Origin of the sequence: Sulfurimonas gotlandica GD1, from assembly GCF_000242915.1 — a bacterium.
GTDB classification, from domain to species: Bacteria; Campylobacterota; Campylobacteria; order Campylobacterales; family Sulfurimonadaceae; genus Sulfurimonas; species Sulfurimonas gotlandica.
Genome location: NZ_AFRZ01000001.1, coordinates 2,196,230 through 2,216,376, shown reverse-complemented (window position 1 = coordinate 2,216,376; position 20,147 = coordinate 2,196,230). Strand labels below are relative to the sequence as shown.

Here is a 20,147-nt window from a genome sequence, read left to right as displayed (position 1 = left end):
TAAAAATTATTTTTTTCTAGCTATTAAAAGTGTAGAGATATCCATTGAAAAGCTTTTAGTATAAAGCATCTCAAAGCCAGCAGCTTCAAGCTCTTTTTGCATATTTTCTACAGTTGAAAAGTCTTCTATAGAATTTGGCAAGTACTCATAAGCTTCTAAATTTTTAGAGATGAACCCACCTACTTTAGGTAAAATTTTATTCATATAAAAATCTCTTATCTGCCCAAGTAGAGACGGATTTTCATTTTTCATAAACTCTAAAATTATAACAAGTCCATCTTTTTTAAGAACTCTGTTAAACTCAACTAAAGCCTTTTCTCTCTCAACTACATTTCTAATGCCATAAGTAATACTTAAAAAATCTGCACTACCAGCTTCAAGAGGAATCTCAGTAGCTTTTGATATATGATAGTTAAATTTAGGATACTTCTTACGAGCTACCTTAACCATACCAACAGATGGATCAACTCCAACAATCTCGCCTACTGCTACTCCTGACGAAACTGAGCGAGAACGCCAGAAATCCATCATATCACCGGTTCCACAAGCTACATCAACAATCTTATCAACAGAATCTTTAGCATAAAATTTGTAAGCTAAATCACAAGCTTTACGTCTCCAGCTCTTATCTACACCCATACTCATAACACGATTTGCAGTGTCATACGTTGGAGCGATATCATCAAACATTGATACAATTTTTTCTTGTTTTTGTGTTTCTTGTTTTTGCATATTATTTTTCCCTTTTCATCCACATTATTATATCTTGGTCTTCTTGGTCTATATTTAAAATCTCGAATTTTTCTTCTACTTTTTCAAATCCACTCTTCCCACCAATTGTTGGAGCTAAGTAGCAAAGATAATAATCTACAATATCTTTCGTTAGCTCGAACATGTTCGAGCTACCTTCTATCATAATGTTTTTATAGTTATTTAAGAGTGAGAAGTTATCTTCTATAAAAACTTCTCTGCCTTCAACACCAAATAATGCTATAGATTTGTCAAACTCTTTTTTTCTTGATATTATTAACACATCTGGGGCTTTTCCATGAACAAGTCTAGCATCCAGAGTTGGTCTATCTTCTCTAACTGTATTTCCACCTATTACAAGCAGGTCACACACATTTCGCATTTTATGAACATTAATTCTTGATTCTATAGAACTTATTGTTCCAGCATCTGTACTACCATTTAATCTCTGTGCCCACTTAAAAAAGACAAACTTATCTTCTTTCCATTTATTAAATGGTGCAATTAGGTCATAAGCTTTTTTCTCTAATATAGAGCTTTGAACATCAACTCCACTTTTTTTCAAAATCTCTGTTCCACCAGATGCTTCTTCATTAATATCATTAAAACCTACAAAAACTTTTTTAATACCAAGTGCGGATATTAGTGATGCACAAGACGGAGTCTTGCCAATGTGAGAGCATGGTTCTAATGTCGTATATAAAGAAATATCTCTAAAGCAATTATTATGATTATTTAATAAAAATGTATGAATTTCACTTGAAGATGTAAGTTCTAGTATTTTGGAGTCATTTGTTAATTTAAAGTATGCAGTTCGAAGTGCCATGACTTCAGCGTGTGGGAGTCCTGATTTTTTGTGTGCTTCTACTGATAAAAGTTCATTTTTAGGACTCACAATTGTGCATCCAACTGCAGGATTTGGATAAGTTAAACCTTGATATTTCCAAGCCTCTTTCAAGGCTAGATTTATAAAAAAGCTACTATCTATTACCATTCAAAATATGTTTTAGCTTTTAAAATTTCATAAAAATCAATTTCAACTTTTTCGTCACCGACATTCAAGAAAATTTTTGAATCTTTAACTTTTACAAGTTTACCTTTGTATTTCTCTTTATTTGTTAAAAGAAGAGAAATATTTTCCCCTATTGACAATAAAAAATGCTTTAAAGAAGAAAGCTTTCTCTCTATACCAGGACTGCCAACTTCAAGTCTATAATCACCTGAAACTGGAGGAGTAACGTCTAGTAAAGGAGAAATAAGATGAGTTAAATTGACACAGGCGTCTAAACTAATACCAGAACGTTTTCCATCAACTATCTCTTTAGAAATCACACTTATACGGTAAATAGTTTCATCATTTTCACTTACTACAGTAGCATCATACAGCTCTAAATCAACTGATTTTACCAGTGAATTTATATCACTCTCAAGACTCATCGTTAGTATCCTTTGCAATCTTTTTAAACAGGTCTTCTATATTTTGTGATTTTTTCAGTTGTGTATCAAACTCAAAAGTTAATTTTGGACAACGATACCAACCTTGATCTTTGAGACAAAAATTTTCTACAATAGGAGAAGCTTTTCTAAGCTGTCTAAGATAAGTGTTTTTATCTGCTTCAGAATAATTGTGCGGGTTTATATAAACCTTTGCATCACTTCTACCGCGAGAACATTTAACTTCAACAATATCTAATTCATGAAGTCTATTGTCATTTAACTGACCTAATGCTTCTGGAATCAATTCCAAGAGAAGTGACTCTGTTCTCTTGATCTTTATTTCTGCTTCATTCACAGAGAAACTTTTTGCTCAACTTTTTTGAATGTTTCAAGAATATCACCAGGTACAACATCGTCATAACCTTTAATAACAACACCACATTCATAACCGTTACCGATTTCATCAACATCGTCTTTGAAACGTTTAAGTGAAGTAAGTTCACCCTCATATGTAACAACGCCATCACGGATAACACGAACCATTCCACCACGAATAAGTTTTCCATCAACAACAACACAACCAGCAACCATACCCTTAGGTATTTTAAATACTTCTCTAACTTCTGCTTGACCAGTATTTTCTTCAGTGAATTTCGGTGCCATCATACCAGTTAACATACCAGTAATGTCATCAAGTAGTTTATAAATTATAGAGTAAGTTCTAATATCAACATTTCTTTGCTTAGCAAGTGCTTTTACGCTACCAGTAGGACGAACATTGAAACCTAGAAGTACACAGTTTTCACTATTAGAAACTAACTCAACATCATTTTCAGTTATTCCACCTACACCTGCAGAGATAACATTGATTTTAACTTCATCATTTCTAAGTTCATTAAGTGAAGTTCTAATTGCTTCAAGAGAACCATGAACATCAGTTTTAAGTACTACTTTAAGAGATTTAAGTTTACCCTCTGCAATCATAGAAGTCATATCTTCTAACGTTGATTTAGTACTATGTGAAAGCTCTTTATGTCTGTCATACTCGTGACGTTTTAGAGCGTACTCTTTAGCTTCTTTATCACTACTCATAGTCATCATAATTTCACCAGATGCAGGAACTTCATTTAGACCAGCTACAACGGCAGTGTGACTTGGAAGAAGAAATTTTATCTGTTTACCATGCTCATTTACTAAGGCTTTAATACGACCATAAGAAGCACCACAAACAACGTAATCTCCAACTTTAAGAGTACCGTTTTGAACGATAACAGTTGCAACTGGGCCACGACCTTTTTCTAGTGAAGATTCAACAACAACAGCTTTAGCCAATGCATTTTCATTTGCCTTAAGCTCAAGAACATCCGCAGTAATAAGAATATTTTCAAGTAAATCATCAATACCCATACCTGATTTTGCAGAAACAGGAATAAATTCTATATCTCCACCCCAATCAACTGGATTCATACCATGCTCTGCCATTTGACCTTTAACCATATCTGGCTGTGCAGTCTCTTTATCCATTTTATTTAGTGCAACAATAACTGGAACGCCAGACTCTTTTGCAAGTTTAATAACTTCAAGAGTCTGAGGCTTAACACCGTCATCAGCAGCTACAACTATTACAATTATATCTGTTATCGCTGTACCACGTTGACGCATGTGCGAAAATGCAGCGTGACCAGGAGTATCTATAAACGTAATTGCTTTACCATTTTGCTCAATCGTATAAGCACCAATATGCTGAGTAATACCACCTGCTTCACCATCAGTTACTTTTGCTTCACGAATAGCATCAAGTAGTGAAGTTTTACCATGATCAACATGCCCCATAATTGTAATAACAGGAGCTCTCTCAGTCGCATCTGGATCTTCCTCTATATCTTCCTCATTATGAGTAAATTCATCTTTAGGATCAATAATAGTTACTTCAACATCAAACTCTTCTGATAAAATTTCTATCTCATCATTTCCAAGAAAATCATTTTTAGTCATCATCATACCAAGGTCAAAAAGAACTTTTATAATATCAGAGATTGGACGATTAAGAGCTTCAGCAAACTCATAAACACGAATATCTTCAGGAATTTCTACATGAGTAATAATTTCATCTTCTTGAGTAGATTTTGCATATTTTTTCCTCTTATCACGAGAAACTTTTCTACCACGAGGTGCTTGTTTTTTATTAGCATTTCTACCAGCAGGTTTTGGGGCTCTTGGCTTTCTTGCCTCTTCAACTGGAAGTGGAGCTCTCTCTGTAGAGTTAAGATCAAGAAGAACTACTTGATCATCCATATCCATAGATACTTCAACCATTGATCCGCCAAATATTTCAATACGCTTACCTTGCTCTTGCTTTTTAGCAGTAGCACTACTCTGTTTAGATCTTTTCTTTTGAGCCAACTCTTCTAAAACTTCAGCACTTACCTTACCATAAGAAGAGACTGAGGACACCTGTTTTTTTGGTGCTTCATAAGTCTCTTCTACTTTTGGTTTTTTCTTTTTAACAATCTTAAGTCCAGTTCTTTTAATCTGACGAGTTATAACTGGTTCAACAACTTTAATAGAACCTGTCTTATTCTCTTTTATTTCAGCTTTAGACTCTTCTTTTACTTCTGCTTTAGCTTTAGGCTCTTCTTTAGCAACTTCTTCTTCTGGAGTTTCTTCTTTAGTAACTTCTTTCTCAGAAATCACTTCAACTTCTTTAGAAGCTTTTATCTGAACAACCTTTTCGTCTACTTCAGGAGTTTCTTCTTGTTTTGGAGTATCACTTTTTGCTTTAGTAGGTGCTTTTATTATTACAGGTTTTACTGGTTCAGCGGCCACTTCACCGTTCATAATGAAGTTTGCTAGCCCTTCTGCTTGCTCCATAGTAACTACGCTTTGTGCCGATTTTACTTCAAGACCCATTTTTTTTGCTTTTTCTAAAACATCTTTAGAAGCTATACCCAGTTCTTTTGCAATTTCGTGTACTCTAACTTTTTCTATCATCAGCGATGATCTCCTTTAGTTTGTTCGTAAATTTATCTTTGTCTCCACTTTTGCATTGGCGCATCAGTGCTTTTAAAACTTTTTTTTCTTCAAAGATACAATTTTCGCATAAATAAAAACTTCTTCCAATATCTTTAAATATTTCTATTGAACCGTCAATACATTGAAGCCTCAGCAGATTATCTTGAGTGTCTCTTTCTCTACAAGAGACGCACATTCGAATAGGTTGATTTAATTTTTTCGCCATTATATCTAAATCTTACTTTATTTAATAGAGATTATCTCTCTATTACCAATCCATTGTTATCAAAATCCAAAGTTTTCACAATAAAGTCTGGAAATTTCTGCTTTAATTTGTTTGCAATCATAGCTGAATCTTCATCATATGCCATTGAAAAAAATGTTGAACCACTACCTGATAGTGTGCTCATAAGTGCGCCACTTTCATATGCAAGCTTTTGTACAGAAAAAAGTTCCGGAAGAACTTTCATTCTAGCTTTTTGATGAAATCTGTCTTGAGCTGCAAGCTTTAACATTTCCCAATCTTCATTAAAAAATGCGCCAACTGTTAAAGCAGTATGAGATAAATTATATATTGCATTTTCTTTAGAATAAGATTTTGGTAAAAGTGTTCTAGCTTTTAATGTATTAATTGGTTTATTTGGTATGGTAACAATTGCCTTTAAATATGTTGGAAGATGCTTTCTTTGTGAAAATACCTTATTTTTTTCAACTGTCGCAGCATTAAATCCACCCATAACAGCAGGTGTGATATTATCTGGATGCGACTCATAAAAAAGTGCATGATTTAAAATTCTTCTTTTTGAAACTCTGATTCCAGCTGCTTCATGTGCACTTGCTATTGCACTAACAATCACTGCAGATGAGCTTCCAAGTCCTCTAGACATTGGAATCTGATTATAAAAAGTAAATTTGAAATTTTGTTTTTTCTGAGTTAATCTATTATAGTGATCATTAAAGATGCTAACAAAAAGATTATTACCTTTAAGTCTTGGGTTATTTTCACCCTCACCTTTAATACTTACACTAAAAAACTTTGATGGATGAAATTCTACTTCATTACGTAAATCTACTGCTAGACCTAAAGAATCAAATCCTGGCCCTAGGTTCGCACTTGTTGCTGGTACACTTATTGTCAATTATTTTCCTATCCAACAGCTCCGATGCCATAAAAAGGCGTCGCCGTCGTACTAAACTCACTATAATCTAGCACATCTTGAAGTTTAAATTCCATACTTGGTGCTGTTTCTAATTTTTGAGTTTTTATTTCTGATGAAATTTTAACAAAATATAGCTTTCCAATCGCTTTTATAGGTTGATTTTCATTAAAATAAAATGCATCTGTTGCAAAAAGAGGTATTTTTTTTAAAACGCTAAGTGATTTTAGAAAAATATATGCAACTTTTATGGCCATAAAGCTTCCTGGTCCGTTTGCATAAAAAAGATTTTTTACTTCATACTTTTTCAAAATATCATCATATATTTTTGGTAAAACTTCTGAACTTTTATCTTCGCTCTTAATAGTATCTATTAATTTCTTATCTTCATATATTCCAATTAGAATCGGGGAAGATAAAGCAACTAAAACAACATCTACAACTTTAGGCATATGCTTTTTCTAATTCCGCAGTTTTTTCTCCAACTAGCTCAATTATTTCATAGTTTTCAGGATTCTTTAAAAGCTCTACTGTTAACTTATGATTTAAATCGTGACTCCCAGCCATTGCTTCATAATTACCTATAAAGTTCATACCAATTAGAGACATGTCTCCTATAGCATCTAGGATTTTATGTCTTACAAACTCATCTGGAAATCTTAAGCCTTCAGGATTTAATATCTTTTTATCATCTAGAACAATAGCATTTTCTAATGTTCCACCAAGAGCTAAACCTTTTGAACGCAGATACTGTACTTCATGTAAAAAGCCAAATGTTCTAGCTCTAGCTATCTCATTTTTATAACTCTCTTTTGTAAACTCTAGTACATACTCTTGTTTATTAATAACTGGATGCGCGAACTTGATTGTAAAATCATATTTCAAATCTGGAGACGGAGATAGTTTTACATACTTCTCTCCTTCTTGAACAATAATCTCTTTTTTTATACGCATTATTCTTTTAGGTTTATCTAACTCTTTTATACCAGCTTCATCTAATAGCATACAAAAACTTGCACTACTGCCATCCATAACAGGAATTTCGTCTGCATCTACTATAACTTTTAAGTTATCAAGTCCATAAGCATAAACTGCGGATAACATGTGCTCTATGGTAGAAATCACTATGCCATCTTTTCCTATAACAGTCGCCATTTTAGTATCAACTACATTTTCTGGTGTTAGTGCGATTGCGACATCTACGTCACTTCTGTAAAAAACTATTCCACTATTTGACTCTAACGGTTCAAGTCTTAGGCGAACGGGCGTTCCCTTGTGCAATCCAATTCCAACTAACTCAACAGCTTTTTTTATAGTAGTTTGATACATTCTATTTGTCTCCTTCAACAAAGAAGTGAATTCTTTGAAAAATTCCCCTCACTAAAGCTACGCCTATCGGCGAGAATAATTTCATTATTTATTTCCTTTTAGCTTCTATCTATAATTTCTTTAGCATTTTTAATAACATCACTTATATTTAACTTCATCCACTCTTGATCCATCCACTCTGCAGGGCGAACTTCAACTCCTTGGATTAAAACACCAAAGTGCAAGTGATCTCCCATAGCATAGCCACTTTTACCAGTATTTGCTATATTCTCTTTAATATTTGCAAAATCACCACTGTTTACATTTACACTTGAACAGTGTCCATAAAGTGTGTAAAGTCCAAGTCCATGATGAATAATAGGCATATTTCCATATAAACCATTATAATCAGAATATACAACTTTACCGCTATTTTGTGGTTTAATCTGAGCTTGAGCGTTACTTGCCAAATCAAGTCCTAAGTGATATGATTCACTAATATTATTACCCTCGTAAGAGTATTTTCTATGATCTCCAAATGAAGCAACGACTTGTGCATTTTTAAGTGGATACATCTTGTTAATCTTAAAATCGTTTATCATTTCATCGGATACTTTAGAAGTTATTTCATGAATCAACTTCTCATTTTTAGCTCTCACATCTTCGTTTATAATCTTAAACTGCTCTATAGAATCTTCAACTCCTTGAGTCTCGGCAAACTCTTCAGCAAGTTGGGCGATTTTTCCTTTTAAAAATGAATCATTTAACTTTATATTTGATATTCTATATTTCTTTGTTTTAATGTACAGCGGAATATAAACCTTTGAACTGTTATCCGCAAAATCATTCGCAATGATAGTAGCTTTAAAATTCTGGTGTACCACTGGCCACGCTAATAAAGAGATATAGTATCCTTCTTTGTAAAAAGGTTGTGCTTTAAACTTTTTATCGTAATTTGTTTGGATATAAAACTCTTTTAAATTATCATCACTAACTTTAAAAATAACTAGTGCTGCACCACCTTGTTTAATCTTATATGAATTACTGATTATTGATAACTCTGGTCTATTTTTATCAATTTTAAGTTCAAACTCTTTGATTGATGTATTGCCCTTTAAAAAGTTCCACTTGCTTGCATCTGTAGCCTGAACAATTATTTTAATACTTTTGTCTTTCATAGCGTATGCACTTCTTGGCGGTTCAACTTCTATACTTATTGAACCTTTTGGTGTTATGAATTGCTCATAATGTAGAGTATTTTCATCATCTTTGCTTTTTAAAATCACACTATATGATTTAACACCGCTACTATCATCTATATCTATTTTAAGTGGCTTTTTTAAATTCCAATATCCATTAGAATGTAGGTTTATATTTGGAACTTCTCTTTCAAACATTGCAGAACTATATACATACACAGCACCTGCTATTACTAAAGCGAATATTAACTTAACACCTAGCGAAGACTTACCGTTTCTTCTTCTCAAACTATATTTCCTTAACTTTTAATTTTAAAACTTCATACTCATTGTCTATGTCTAAAAGAATTGCTAATTCTACATGAGGAAGCATTAACGCTTCTTGCATAGACTCATCACAATCTTCTAGTTCTGCCCCAGTTGATTTTAAATCATCCTTAGAAATGCAAAACACAGCAGCTTTTGCAGAGTTTTGAAGTATCATGTTTTTTAGCATTAACGCTTTTAATCTTATAGCGCACAAAGTGGTTCTTTTCATTATAAATCTATTAGAAGTTTTATAATCAGCGCCACACTCTATTAATTCTTTTGCTACAGCAAAAGTTGTACCATTGACAGCCGAATTTAAGAAGCCTTCACTCTCTTGTAAAAGGCCTCCATAAAGTGCTGTTGCCATTTTATTGTTTATCTTAATATCGTTATTTTTAAATAGACTGTAAAGTTCAAGACTGCCAATGTCAAGCTCAATTATAAAATCAGCTGATGACACTTTTACAGACTTTATTTTTTCAAACCATGGTAAAAACGATAGCTTATTATCTATATTTTTAGTTTCACAAACCAAAGAGACTTTTTTATGCAACCTAAGTATATATGTATACAAAGCACTAGCATTTGATAGATTCTTGGCATCAGCGACTATCATAACATATTTTGCGTTGTCAATTCCATTTAAAATATTATTCATTTTCTCTCACAGTTTGACGATTATACACTATTTTTTATTCATTTTATAAACGTAAGCCAATACTTCAGCAACCGCAGCAAAGAGCTCTTCTGGTATCGGTTTATCTATTTCAACATCAGCATATAGACTTCTTGCTAATGGTGGGTTTTGAACAATATGTACATTGTTCTCTCTTGCTATTTTTTTAATCTGTTGGGCAATATTATCCATACCCTTTGCAACTACATATGGAGCACGCTTAGACTCTTCGTATTTTAGAGCAACGGCATAATGAGTTGGATTGGTAATAATTACATCTGCATTAGGAACTTCCGCCATCATTCTTTTTCTTGAGGCCTGCATCTGAATCTGGCGAATCTTACCTTTAATAAGAGGATCACCTTCCATGTTTTTCATCTCATCTTTAATCTCTTGTTTACTCATTTTAAGCCCATCAAAATACTGCTTTCTTACTATTACAATATCTATCATAGCAAAAACAAAAATGATAAGAAGCATAACAAAAGCTAAGATTATTGCTTTGTCTTTTAACCAAACCAATTGTTCTCCAAGACTAAATAGAGCAACAGTTGGAAGTTCTAGAATATACAAAAAGAAAAAAACAAAACCGATACCAAGAGTCGTAAATGATTTAAATGTAATCTTAACACTTTCAATAAGTTTTTTCATTGAAAAGAGATTTTTCGTTCCCTTAATGGGATCAATCTTTTTAAAATCTGGCATTATTGCCTTTGTTGTAAACAAAAAACCAAACTGAGCAAGAGCTGCAATAACACCTGATATAGCAACCGCAATCGCTAGAGGCATTATTATCAAAAGAAACTCTTTAATTGTCACTATTGCTATATCTATCATGAATAATTTATCTAACGGTGTGCCAATAAGAGAAAAGTAGTACTTAAATAAAAGTAACATATGATTACTCATATATGGGAAGAGCATTAGCGTTGCAAGTATTGCTACAAAGAGCGTAATGACTCCAGAAGTATCCTGAGACTTCGGGACATTACCTTCCTTCCTTGCATCTTCTATCTTCTTGGGGGTGGGTTCTTCTGTCTTTTCAGCATCATCAGCCATGGATTATAACTTTAGTCCATTTTCATAGATAGGTCTATCCAATTTGCTTGATGGATAAGTGAGCCGCTACTTATAGCATCTACACCGCTTTTAGCGTATGATTCTATAGTATCGAGTGAAATATTTCCACTTGCCTCTAAAAGTATATGTGCAAAGTTTTCATTTCTATAAGCAACTATTTCGGCGATTTGTTCAGGCTTCATATTGTCACACATAACAATGTCTGCACCACTAGCCATTGCTTCTCTTGCTATTTTAAATGTCTCAGCTTCTACTTCTATCTTTGCAGTAAAAGGAATCTGTTTTCTTGCTTTTTGTATGTAATTTTTTAAATCTTTTATAGTTTTAAGATGTGTATCTTTTATCATTAAGGAGTCATCTAAACCCATACGGTGATTTACAGCTCCACCACATCTCGTAGCATACTTCTCAAAAACTCTTAGTTGTGGTCTAGTTTTTCTTGTATCTAAAAGCTTAACTCCATATGGCTCAACGATATCAACATATTTTCTAGTTAGAGTAGCGATTGAACTTGCGTGTAAAAGCATATTTAAAAGTGTTCTCTCAATACGTAGAATAGTATGTGAATCTCCACTAATTTCGGCAATAACATCACCCTTTAAAAAAACTTCTGAGTCACTTTTAAACCAAACGAGTTTAAAACTCTCTAACTCAGATAAAACGTCTATATATTTTCTTCCAGCTACTATCCCATCACTCTTTGCAATTATTTTAGCACTAGCATCTACACTTGGCTCAACTAGAGCATATAAATCTCCACGACCAACATCCTCTGCGAGTGTCTCAATTACAAATTTTTTTATCATAGTGCCAACATTCTCTCTAAAGCAATTTTTGCCCACTTCTGAGTCTTCTCATCCACAAGTATCTCATTTAAAGGTTCACCATCATCGATTGATTTTAGAGTCAGATAAACATCTTCAAGAGTAGTCTCATTCATAGTCGGACACTCAGGTTTTGTAGAAGATAGTACATAAGTGTTCTTTTTTCTTAGACGATTAACCATGTTGAACTCAGTTCCAACTGCAACTTTTTGATCTTGGGGTAATTCAGTAATATACTTTATAAGCTGAGAAGTTGAACCAACAAAGTCAGCTGCGTCACAAATAGCCGGATCACATTCTGGATGCACAGCTATTAAAATACCTGGATATTTTTTACGGTAAAAAGTAATATCTTCAACTGTAAAAAGTTGATGTACTGAACAAAAACCGTTGTAGCAGATAATATCAGCTTCATTTGGATCTTTCCCATCTCCAATAACACAAGAGTTAAGTCCCATCTGATTTGCTATATTTTGACCTAGACATCTATCTGGAACAAAAAGTATCTTTTTGCCTTCAGCTAAAGCAGTCGTAATAATTTTTTTAGCATTTGAGCTTGTACAGACCATACCACCCATCTCACCAACTTTTGCTTTTACGTCAGCATTTGAGTTGATATATGTAATAGGTAGAATATTTTCTTTTGAAATTCCATTGTCTTCTAAAAACTTCACAGATTCATCATAGTACATTGAGTCAATCATTCTAGCCATCGCACAACAAGCAGCTTTTGGCATAACAACTCTTTTATGAGGAGAGAGTACTTTTACACTCTGCCCCATAAAACCAACACCGCTAAAAACTACATACTCTGCATCATCATCTCTTGTTCTTATAGCAAGTTCCAGTGAGTCACCCGTAATATCAGCCATTTCAAAAACTTCATCTCTTTGATAATAGTGTGCCACAAGAGTTACACTTAACTTCTCTTTTAGTTCAATAATTTTTTGTTTTAATTCTTCATTTGTAAACTTCAACAAATAACCCTTAATATATAATTTTGTAATTATATCGAATTTTATATAGTTATAACTATATGTAAAGTAAAATGTCAGAATTAATATATAAGGTATTTGATGGAATTTTTATTTAACACAAACGTACAATTTTTTATAGCAGCTTATCTTGTAGGCGGTATTCCATTTGGTCTGCTTCTTGCAAAGAAGTTTGCCGGTGTAGATATTAAAGCAAGTGGAAGCGGCAGTATAGGTGCAACAAATGTGCTTAGAGTCGTAAAAGAGACTAACCCTTCTTTAGCAAAAAAATTAGGAGCTGCTACTTTAGCTCTCGATGCTTTTAAAGGTATTTTAGTTTTAGCGGTTGCTTATTTTACAGGACTTAGTGAAGCTACCCTCTGGGGAATTGCAGTTTTAGCTGTAATTGGTCACTGTTTCAGCCCTTACTTAGGTCTTGAAGGTGGCAAAGGTATCGCTACAGGTATGGGTGTTATGATGTTCATGCTTCCATATGAAACAATTATCGCTCTAATTGTCTGGGCAGTTGGGGCAAAGACTATACGTATATCTTCTATTTCGTCACTAACTGGTGTAGCAGCTCTTTTAATATCTAGCTTTTTCATTCATCCAGATATGGCACATGCTCCAGTAGTCTTTATTGTATTTATCCTTTACTATAAGCATATTCCAAATATTATTCGTCTTTTTAAAGGTGAAGAGAAAAGAGTAGTTTAGTGACTATTCATATAGAAGACCTAAAATTTCAATGTATTATTGGAATTTTAGATTTTGAAAGGCAAAATCCTCAAGATGTAGTTATAAATCTTACTCTAGATTATAAGTATGAAAAAAACTTCTTAAATTATGCAGATATTGTTCAAAAAATCAAAGATGTTATGATAAAAAGTGAGTTTTTACTCATTGAAGATGCTTTAGATTACCTAAATTTAAAGTTAATTAAAGAATATTCATCCATAAAAAGCATGAATATAAAGATAACAAAACCATCGATTTTACCCGACTGCAAGGTAAGTGTGAGTAATTCATACAAATCCCAATCTTAATTATAAGTTAAAGAATTATTAAAAATAATTGAATTTTTCTTTAAAGTAAGCTAAAATTATGATATCATTCCGCCAAAATATTCACTTATAGGACAAATTAATGCGCATTCTTATTATAGAAGATGAAGTAACATTAAACAAAATGCTTACTGAGGGACTAAAAGAATTTGGTTACCAGAGCGATGCAGTAGAAACTCTTAAAGATGGAGAGTACTATCTTGACATTCGTAATTATGATTTAGTTTTAATGGATTGGATGCTTCCAGATGGGAACGCAATAGATATCATTGGTGATATCAAAACAAATACTCCAAAAACAGCTGTAGTTGTTTTATCTGCAAGAGATGATAACGAAAGTGAAATTGAAGCTCTTAGAAGTGGTGCTGATGACTATATCAGAAAACCTTTTGACTTTGATGTTTTAATTGCACGTATTGAAGCTCGTCTTCGTTTTGGCGGAAGCAATATTATCGAAATTGAAGATTTAATAATCAATCCTGAAGAAGAAAAAATCACTTACAAAGAACAAGAAATTGAGCTTAAGGGTAAACCTTTTGAAGTTCTAACTCACCTTGCTCGTCACCGTGATCAAATTGTTTCTAAAGAACAACTTCTTGACGCAATCTGGGAAGAACCGGAACTAGTAACTCCAAATGTTATTGAAGTTGCGATTAATCAGATTAGACAAAAAATGGATAAACCATTAAATATTACAACTATTGAGACAGTTCGTCGTCGTGGTTACCGTTTTTGTTTCCCAAAAGAAATCAACTAAATATTATTTAAAACGCGAAAAGGAATTCACTTCCATTTCGCTTTGCTAGCCGTTTAGGCACTAAAGCTTCGCCTTTGGGCAATAATTTCATCAAACACTCTCTTTTTATTTTAATATACTAGGATATAATTGCGTATAATTTATATCAAGGTAATAAATGTTTACAAAAAGAAGTATTAGAAGAAATTTTCTAATCCAACTTATATTTGCTTCGGCGTCGCTCATATTTATATTCTCATCTTTTTTGTATCTATATATTGAAAACTCAATATATGATGAAAAACATCAAGAATTGATTCAATATGCAAAGAATATAGCTAACAACCAATCACTAGTGCAAATTGATCCGGACACGCCAGATACAGTACTGGGAATAGATGTTGAAATCATTCATATAAAAAAACTAAACCAAGATATAGACCTTTATGAGAGTACAAAAAAAAGACACACATACCTAACACTTGTATACCCATTTAATTTTGATGAATTAAGCTATTTAAAAATAACAAGAGATATAACACCTACAAAAAAACTCTTAGCTAAAATCCTTCGTTATATATTTATTATTAATATTGTAGGTTTCATACTAGTAATCGTTTATGCAATTGCACTATCAAAAATGCTCATCACTCCAATTCAAACAATTAGTTCAAGACTCTCTAATATGAATGAGCATCTTATGAGGCCTATAAAGGTTAAAGAGCTTCCAGAAGAGTTTGAACCATTAGGGAGCACAATCAACCACCTTATTGCTAGAATACAGAACTTTGTCAAGTATCAGAAAGAACTCTTTATAGGAACTGCTCATGAATTAAAAACTCCACTTGCAGTAATAAAACTTAAAAATCAGGTAACTCTAATTAAAAAAAGAAGTCCTGAAGAGTATATAGATGCCTTAAAGACAACAAATAAAACTATTGATGAGATGAATATCATAGTATCTAATATTCTTAACATCGGCCGTCAAGAGGGAGCACAGTTGGAAAAACCTGTTGAAGTTGATGTTATAGCCTTTCTTCGTGAAAAGGCAAATGATTTCAAACTTTTAGCAGAAAATGATGGAAAAGATTTACACATGCATTTTGAGCCAAATGGTTTTATGGCAACTATGCAGGTATCTCTTCTTAACCAGATAGTTCAAAACTTCCTGCAAAATGCTATAAAGTTCACTGAAAAAGATAAATCGGTTACACTTAGAAGCTGCCAGAGTGAATATGGACTACTTATTGAAGTTATAGATGAGGGCTGTGGTATTGATGAGAGTGTAGACCTATTTGCACCGTTTAAAAGACAAGGAAACAAGTCTGGTGTTGGTCTAGGGTTGTTCTTAGCTAAAAGCGCCGCAGACGCATTAGGAGCAAAGATAAATATAAAGAATAGAGATGATGGAATAGACGGTACGATATCTTCACTTGAAATAAATTCTAAATTGTCTTGCTTACTACCAAAAAGATAATCGTTTAAAAAATTCTGAAGCTATAATTTGATATAAATCGGACATGTAAAATATAGATGAATGAATCTATAAAAAACAACTATAAAATATAAGGTTTTTTAATGGCTCTATTAATTAATGATGAATGTATTGCTTGTGACGCATGTCGCGAAGAGTGTCCTACAATGGCTATCGAAGAGGGTGATCCAATTTACTATATAGACCCAGACAGATGTACTGAATGTGTAGGTGTTTATGATGAACCAGCCTGTATATCAGTTTGTCCTGTTGATTGTATTGTTTTAGATAAAGATAATGTAGAATCTATTGCGGAACTTCAATTTAAATCTAGAAATTTAGAAAACGAAGATTAAAGTCTACATATATGGCAAAACGTGTAGCGGTAATAGACATAGGTTCTAACTCAGTTAGATTAGTAGTCTATGAAAAGACTTCTCGTTTTGCATTTCATCTGCTTAATGAATCAAAGAGTAAAGTAAGACTCTCTGAAAATGCTTACCAAAATGATGGTAATCTTCAAGAGATTCCTATGCAAAGAACTTTAGATGCATTAAAAGACTTTCTAAGCATCATAGCTTCATATAAAGCAAGAAAAACTTTATGTGTCGCTACTTCTGCCTTACGAGATGCACCAAACAAAAAAGAATTCCTCTTAAGAGCAAAAGAGGAATTAAATCTAAATATAAAAATTATTAATGGTGAAAAAGAAGCTTACTTAGGTGCAATTGCCTGTGCGAATCTTCTGCCTACTCAAAAAAATGCGCTAAGTATAGATATAGGGGGTGGTTCAACCGAACTAGCCCTCATCAATGATAAAGATGTCTCAAATACCCTATCACTAAACTTAGGTACTGTAAGATTAAAAGAACTGTTTTGTGATGACAAAAACAAGAGTGAAGCAATAAAATACATTGATGCAAAACTAGAAGTTCTTGATGGCATACAAGCTAAAACACTAATTGGTATTGGTGGAACTTTCAGAGCAATATCCAATGCTATAATGGATAATAAAGAACATCCTTTAAACAAACTTCATGCATTCTCTTATACAGGCACTGAATTAGATAACTTTATATCTTCAATAATGAAAGCTGACGAGGAAGAACTTACTAATCTTGGTATCAAGGATGAAAGATTTGATATTATTAAGCCAGGAGCTCTAATACTTCAAAGAGTTCTAAAAAAACTATCAATAGAAAAAGTAATAACAAGCGGTGTGGGAGTAAGGGAAGGTGCTTTTCTTGCAGATCTATTAAGAGGTTCAAAAGACAAGTTTCCTGAGCACTATAATAGTTCAGCAAGATATATTCTAGACTCTCACGTAAGTGAAAAAGGTATAGCAATACAATTAAATTCACTTGCAAAAAAGATTTTTGACATCACACATAAACATTTAGGCATTGATAAATCTTTTCGTAAAGATTTAAGCCTTGCTGCTAAACTATACCCTTGTGGAAATGATATACACTTTTTCTCTAAAAATAAACACAGCTATTACATACTGCAAAGTGCATTGGAATATGGATTTACGCATAATCAAATTACTCTGATATCCACTCTATGTAAATATGCAAAAAAGAAACTACCATCACCTTCACATATGCAAAAGTATCGTGAGCTCTTACCTGAACAAAAAACTCTATATGCTCTTAGTTATATCCTGTCTCTTAGTGTATCTCTTGTAGCGCATAGACCTAGAAATATTGACTTTGAGTTAATTTTTAATGATGGTGTATTAAAGATAGACTCAAAAGAGTCACTTCGTTTATGTAGAGAGTCTGTAAATAAATTAGAGAGAATAGAGAATTTAAAAGTTATATTTTAAAATCTCTGTCCCATTGTAAACTCGAAAGAAGTTGTTTTATCTCCGTCTTGCACATTAAGTGGTTTCGAAAACATAAGCTGAATTGGTCCAACTGGAGAGAACCACTCTAAACCTAGACCATAACCGCCACGAGAAAATTCATCAAGAGAGTCATCACCGATAAATCCCCAGTCAAGATATGCGACCATTCTCATTTTAGCTTTAGGTACAAGAGGAAGACTAAGTTCAACATTGTTAGAAAAAGTCTGTTTCCCACCAATACGTCTAATAGTTCCGTCACTTTCTACTACAGCTGGAGAGATGGAATATGACTCATAACCTCTAACACTTCCAAGTCCACCCATATAAAATTTATCGGCAATTGGCAAGTATCCAGTGTCTGCAGCAAAATAAAATCTAGCTTTATATCTAAAGATTGCATCGAAACCAACATAATCTTCCAAGCCAATGTATTTACCAAAATTTGTTCTACTTTTAAAGAAGTCAGCATCTGCGCCAAGTCCTGATTTCTCAAAACTCTGACTTATATCAAACCCTTCTCTTGGAAGATAGTAATCATCAGTATTATCAAACTTTGAACTAATTACGATAGAACTTTTTGCATAACTTTCAAAATATATTGAATTAGCTACCGTAGAGTTAGCGTCTACATCACTGTAACTATTGTTCGAAAAACTATAACCTAGGTATCCACTAATATGTCTTGAGAACCTATGTCCGGTTCCAATGCTTACACCATCAGAGTCTACACTATAATCATTGTATTCATAAAATGATTTAAATATTGAAAAATTACCGCTAAAGTCACTATCATTTAGTCTCGGATTTGAGATATTAAATGAGTAATTCTGAGTCTTTTCAGACTTTTCAGCTTTTACACCCATATTGATACCAGAACCCCATATATTTCTATCATCTACTGCAACTGTAACTAAAAGACCACCATAACTACCGTATCCACCACCAAGTTGAATATTACCGGTCGGTGCCTCTTTTACTTTTACAACAAGATCCATATTAGAGTTATCTATTCTCTTCTCTTCTATTGTATTTCCATCGAAAAAACCAAGTCTACCTAAAGAGTTTCTGGAGTCTTTTAGGTCAGTTAGTGAATACATATCTCCAGGCCCAAGATAGAGCTCTCTACGTATGATTCTATCTAGTGTTCTGTTATTTCCAGAGATTACTACATTTCTTATTTTAACTTTATCACCAGGCGTAATTTTAAATACAACTTCAACAGTATGGTCTTCTTTATTTTTTCTAAGGTCAGGAACAACTTGAACAAAAGCGTAACTTAAATCTGCAATAATTGTTTTGATTTTTTGTGCATCATCACGAAAAGTTTTAATATTAAAGGCTTCACCCTTTTCTAAACTAATTATCTCACGTATCTTTTCATCAGCAATAACATGCTCAACTTGATTTATAGAGATACCGCTAATATGATAAACTTCACCCTCTTCTATCTGATAACTCATGTCAGCCGTGTAGTGGTCAAAATTCACCCTAACAAATGGTTCATCAACTTTAGCATCTAAGTACCCATACTGCATATAGGTATCACGAATTCTAAGCGGATCATACGCTAAATCAGAAAGTTTCATCTCTCCGTTATTTCGTCCCCAAAACCAACCCATGAACTGATGCTCTTTATTTGCTATAACATCATTGAAAAGATCACTGTCTAAACCAAGTACACCACTGTAGTCTAACTTTTCTATAACAATCTCTTTACCTTCATTTGCAATGAAGGTAACCTTAATACTGCCATTGTCTAGAAGTTCTTCTTCTACCTCTACAACACTGTCAATTTTTCCGTCTTGACTAATCGCTTCTATAATTCTTTTTTTAGCAGCTTCTAACTTTTTTTTATCATAAAGTGAACCCTTTTTAATCTGAACAACACTATCTAAAATATCTTTATCGTTTTCTTTCCAACCCTTTAGTTCAATCTTAGAGATAATAGCTTTTTCTTTAAAGTGGTAAGTTAGATTTCCATCATCAAACTCAGCCCAAACATCATCAAAATATCCCTGTTTAAAATATTTTTTTATTGATTCATCTAGAGTTTTATCATCTATTGTATCGCCTATTTCAAACTCAAGCATTCTTAGTGCAACCGGCTTTGAAATGTGTACCATTCCTTCATAGTTAACAGACTTTACAGTCATAGCAAATAGGTTCATTGTTATTAGAGCTAGCAAGATTGCTAAAAATATTCTCATTAAAATTCCATAGTTATAAAATAAGAAAAGATTTTACCCGTTATGAGGTTAATGTTAAGTAAATTGTGACATAATTTGAAAACTAAATATA

The 20,147-nt window shown here is 33.0% G+C and carries 21 protein-coding genes; 6 read left to right on the top strand and 15 right to left on the bottom strand.

The window, feature by feature from the left end; translation table 11 throughout:
• Nucleotides 1-6: 6 nt before the first annotated feature.
• The 14 genes from ubiE to nadA form a co-directional block, all read right to left on the bottom strand.
• Nucleotides 7-732: a bifunctional demethylmenaquinone methyltransferase/2-methoxy-6-polyprenyl-1,4-benzoquinol methylase UbiE gene (gene ubiE / locus SMGD1_RS10930; protein ID WP_008339299.1), complete on the bottom strand. Its 726-nt coding sequence runs from the start codon at nt 730-732 to the stop codon at nt 7-9.
• A 1-nt stretch (nt 733) separates the two neighbouring features.
• A complete protein-coding gene (ribD, locus tag SMGD1_RS10925; RefSeq protein ID WP_008339367.1) occupies nt 734-1,744 on the bottom strand; it encodes a bifunctional diaminohydroxyphosphoribosylaminopyrimidine deaminase/5-amino-6-(5-phosphoribosylamino)uracil reductase RibD in 1,011 nt (336 codons plus the stop codon).
• A complete protein-coding gene (locus SMGD1_RS10920; protein WP_008339233.1) occupies nt 1,738-2,187 on the bottom strand; it encodes an LSm family protein in 450 nt (149 codons plus the stop codon). The genes ribD and SMGD1_RS10920 overlap by 7 nt, the downstream gene beginning before the upstream one ends.
• Complete coding sequence (rbfA, locus tag SMGD1_RS10915) at nt 2,177-2,542, bottom strand: 30S ribosome-binding factor RbfA (RefSeq protein WP_008339477.1); 366 nt, start codon at nt 2,540-2,542, stop codon at nt 2,177-2,179. The genes SMGD1_RS10920 and rbfA overlap by 11 nt, the downstream gene beginning before the upstream one ends.
• Complete coding sequence (infB, locus tag SMGD1_RS10910; RefSeq protein WP_008339207.1) at nt 2,539-5,178, bottom strand: translation initiation factor IF-2; 2,640 nt, start codon at nt 5,176-5,178, stop codon at nt 2,539-2,541. The genes rbfA and infB overlap by 4 nt, the downstream gene beginning before the upstream one ends.
• A complete protein-coding gene (locus SMGD1_RS10905; protein WP_008341351.1) occupies nt 5,162-5,425 on the bottom strand; it encodes a DUF448 domain-containing protein in 264 nt (87 codons plus the stop codon). Before SMGD1_RS10905 ends, infB begins: the two co-directional genes overlap by 17 nt.
• A gap of 31 nt (nt 5,426-5,456) precedes the next feature.
• The gene (thrB, locus tag SMGD1_RS10900) at nt 5,457-6,338 is read right to left on the bottom strand and encodes a homoserine kinase (RefSeq protein WP_008339365.1); all 882 of its coding nucleotides are present in this window, start codon (nt 6,336-6,338) and stop codon (nt 5,457-5,459) included.
• A gap of 8 nt (nt 6,339-6,346) precedes the next feature.
• Complete coding sequence (locus SMGD1_RS10895) at nt 6,347-6,808, bottom strand: hypothetical protein (RefSeq protein WP_008339291.1); 462 nt, start codon at nt 6,806-6,808, stop codon at nt 6,347-6,349.
• The gene (gene lpxC / locus SMGD1_RS10890; protein WP_008339510.1) at nt 6,801-7,685 is read right to left on the bottom strand and encodes a UDP-3-O-acyl-N-acetylglucosamine deacetylase; all 885 of its coding nucleotides are present in this window, start codon (nt 7,683-7,685) and stop codon (nt 6,801-6,803) included. Before lpxC ends, SMGD1_RS10895 begins: the two co-directional genes overlap by 8 nt.
• Nucleotides 7,686-7,783: 98 nt before the next feature.
• Nucleotides 7,784-9,151 (bottom strand): peptidoglycan metallopeptidase Pgp6, encoded by a 1,368-nt coding sequence (gene pgp6 / locus SMGD1_RS10885; RefSeq protein ID WP_008339303.1) that lies wholly within the window; start codon nt 9,149-9,151, stop codon nt 7,784-7,786.
• A gap of 1 nt (nt 9,152) precedes the next feature.
• Entirely contained in the window at nt 9,153-9,830 is a 678-nt protein-coding gene (locus SMGD1_RS10880; protein ID WP_008339196.1) for a DHH family phosphoesterase, read from the bottom strand.
• A gap of 27 nt (nt 9,831-9,857) precedes the next feature.
• On the bottom strand, nt 9,858-10,907 hold the full coding sequence (gene flhB / locus SMGD1_RS10875) for a flagellar biosynthesis protein FlhB (protein WP_008339595.1): 1,050 nt from the start codon (nt 10,905-10,907) through the stop codon (nt 9,858-9,860).
• A gap of 11 nt (nt 10,908-10,918) precedes the next feature.
• Nucleotides 10,919-11,734, bottom strand: coding sequence for a carboxylating nicotinate-nucleotide diphosphorylase (nadC, locus tag SMGD1_RS10870; RefSeq protein ID WP_008339301.1), 816 nt, complete (start codon nt 11,732-11,734; stop codon nt 10,919-10,921).
• Nucleotides 11,731-12,729, bottom strand: coding sequence for a quinolinate synthase NadA (gene nadA, locus SMGD1_RS10865; RefSeq protein WP_008339431.1), 999 nt, complete (start codon nt 12,727-12,729; stop codon nt 11,731-11,733). The genes nadC and nadA overlap by 4 nt, the downstream gene beginning before the upstream one ends.
• Before the next feature lie 99 nt (nt 12,730-12,828).
• Between nadA and plsY the strand changes: the two genes are divergently transcribed.
• The 6 genes from plsY to SMGD1_RS10835 all read left to right on the top strand — a co-directional run bounded on the left by plsY (nt 12,829) and on the right by SMGD1_RS10835 (nt 17,828).
• Nucleotides 12,829-13,443 (top strand): glycerol-3-phosphate 1-O-acyltransferase PlsY, encoded by a 615-nt coding sequence (plsY, locus tag SMGD1_RS10860; protein ID WP_008339567.1) that lies wholly within the window; start codon nt 12,829-12,831, stop codon nt 13,441-13,443.
• Complete coding sequence (locus tag SMGD1_RS10855; protein ID WP_008339307.1) at nt 13,443-13,772, top strand: dihydroneopterin aldolase; 330 nt, start codon at nt 13,443-13,445, stop codon at nt 13,770-13,772. The genes plsY and SMGD1_RS10855 overlap by 1 nt, the downstream gene beginning before the upstream one ends.
• A gap of 100 nt (nt 13,773-13,872) precedes the next feature.
• Complete coding sequence (gene hsrA / locus SMGD1_RS10850; protein ID WP_008339592.1) at nt 13,873-14,547, top strand: homeostatic response regulator transcription factor HsrA; 675 nt, start codon at nt 13,873-13,875, stop codon at nt 14,545-14,547.
• A gap of 157 nt (nt 14,548-14,704) precedes the next feature.
• Nucleotides 14,705-16,003: a sensor histidine kinase gene (locus SMGD1_RS10845; protein WP_008339358.1), complete on the top strand. Its 1,299-nt coding sequence runs from the start codon at nt 14,705-14,707 to the stop codon at nt 16,001-16,003.
• 101 nt (nt 16,004-16,104) lie between these two features.
• Entirely contained in the window at nt 16,105-16,356 is a 252-nt protein-coding gene (locus SMGD1_RS10840; protein ID WP_008341347.1) for a YfhL family 4Fe-4S dicluster ferredoxin, read from the top strand.
• Between the two features lie 11 nt (nt 16,357-16,367).
• Entirely contained in the window at nt 16,368-17,828 is a 1,461-nt protein-coding gene (locus SMGD1_RS10835; protein WP_008339289.1) for a Ppx/GppA phosphatase family protein, read from the top strand.
• Here SMGD1_RS10835 and bamA read toward each other — a convergent pair.
• Nucleotides 17,825-20,056, bottom strand: coding sequence for an outer membrane protein assembly factor BamA (gene bamA, locus SMGD1_RS10830; RefSeq protein WP_008339508.1), 2,232 nt, complete (start codon nt 20,054-20,056; stop codon nt 17,825-17,827). The two genes, SMGD1_RS10835 and bamA, sit on opposite strands and share 4 nt — an antisense overlap.
• Nucleotides 20,057-20,147: the final 91 nt, after the last annotated feature.

Excerpts from the sequence above, each read along its gene's own strand:
- SMGD1_RS10880 (WP_008339196.1), bottom strand. The coding sequence starts at position 9,830 with ATGAATAATATTTTAAATGGAATTGACAACGCAAAATATGTTATGATA.
- ribD (WP_008339367.1), bottom strand. The coding sequence starts at position 1,744 with ATGGTAATAGATAGTAGCTTTTTTATAAATCTAGCCTTGAAAGAGGCT.
- ubiE (WP_008339299.1), bottom strand. The coding sequence starts at position 732 with ATGCAAAAACAAGAAACACAAAAACAAGAAAAAATTGTATCAATGTTT.
- SMGD1_RS10905 (WP_008341351.1), bottom strand. The coding sequence starts at position 5,425 with ATGGCGAAAAAATTAAATCAACCTATTCGAATGTGCGTCTCTTGTAGA.
- plsY (WP_008339567.1), top strand. The coding sequence starts at position 12,829 with ATGGAATTTTTATTTAACACAAACGTACAATTTTTTATAGCAGCTTAT.
- SMGD1_RS10840 (WP_008341347.1), top strand. The coding sequence starts at position 16,105 with ATGGCTCTATTAATTAATGATGAATGTATTGCTTGTGACGCATGTCGC.
- nadC (WP_008339301.1), bottom strand. The coding sequence starts at position 11,734 with ATGATAAAAAAATTTGTAATTGAGACACTCGCAGAGGATGTTGGTCGT.
- SMGD1_RS10920 (WP_008339233.1), bottom strand. The coding sequence starts at position 2,187 with ATGAGTCTTGAGAGTGATATAAATTCACTGGTAAAATCAGTTGATTTA.
- SMGD1_RS10845 (WP_008339358.1), top strand. The coding sequence starts at position 14,705 with ATGTTTACAAAAAGAAGTATTAGAAGAAATTTTCTAATCCAACTTATA.
- SMGD1_RS10835 (WP_008339289.1), top strand. The coding sequence starts at position 16,368 with ATGGCAAAACGTGTAGCGGTAATAGACATAGGTTCTAACTCAGTTAGA.
- infB (WP_008339207.1), bottom strand. The coding sequence starts at position 5,178 with ATGATAGAAAAAGTTAGAGTACACGAAATTGCAAAAGAACTGGGTATA.
- flhB (WP_008339595.1), bottom strand. The coding sequence starts at position 10,907 with ATGGCTGATGATGCTGAAAAGACAGAAGAACCCACCCCCAAGAAGATA.
- bamA (WP_008339508.1), bottom strand. The coding sequence starts at position 20,056 with ATGAGAATATTTTTAGCAATCTTGCTAGCTCTAATAACAATGAACCTA.
- hsrA (WP_008339592.1), top strand. The coding sequence starts at position 13,873 with ATGCGCATTCTTATTATAGAAGATGAAGTAACATTAAACAAAATGCTT.
- SMGD1_RS10895 (WP_008339291.1), bottom strand. The coding sequence starts at position 6,808 with ATGCCTAAAGTTGTAGATGTTGTTTTAGTTGCTTTATCTTCCCCGATT.
- lpxC (WP_008339510.1), bottom strand. The coding sequence starts at position 7,685 with ATGTATCAAACTACTATAAAAAAAGCTGTTGAGTTAGTTGGAATTGGA.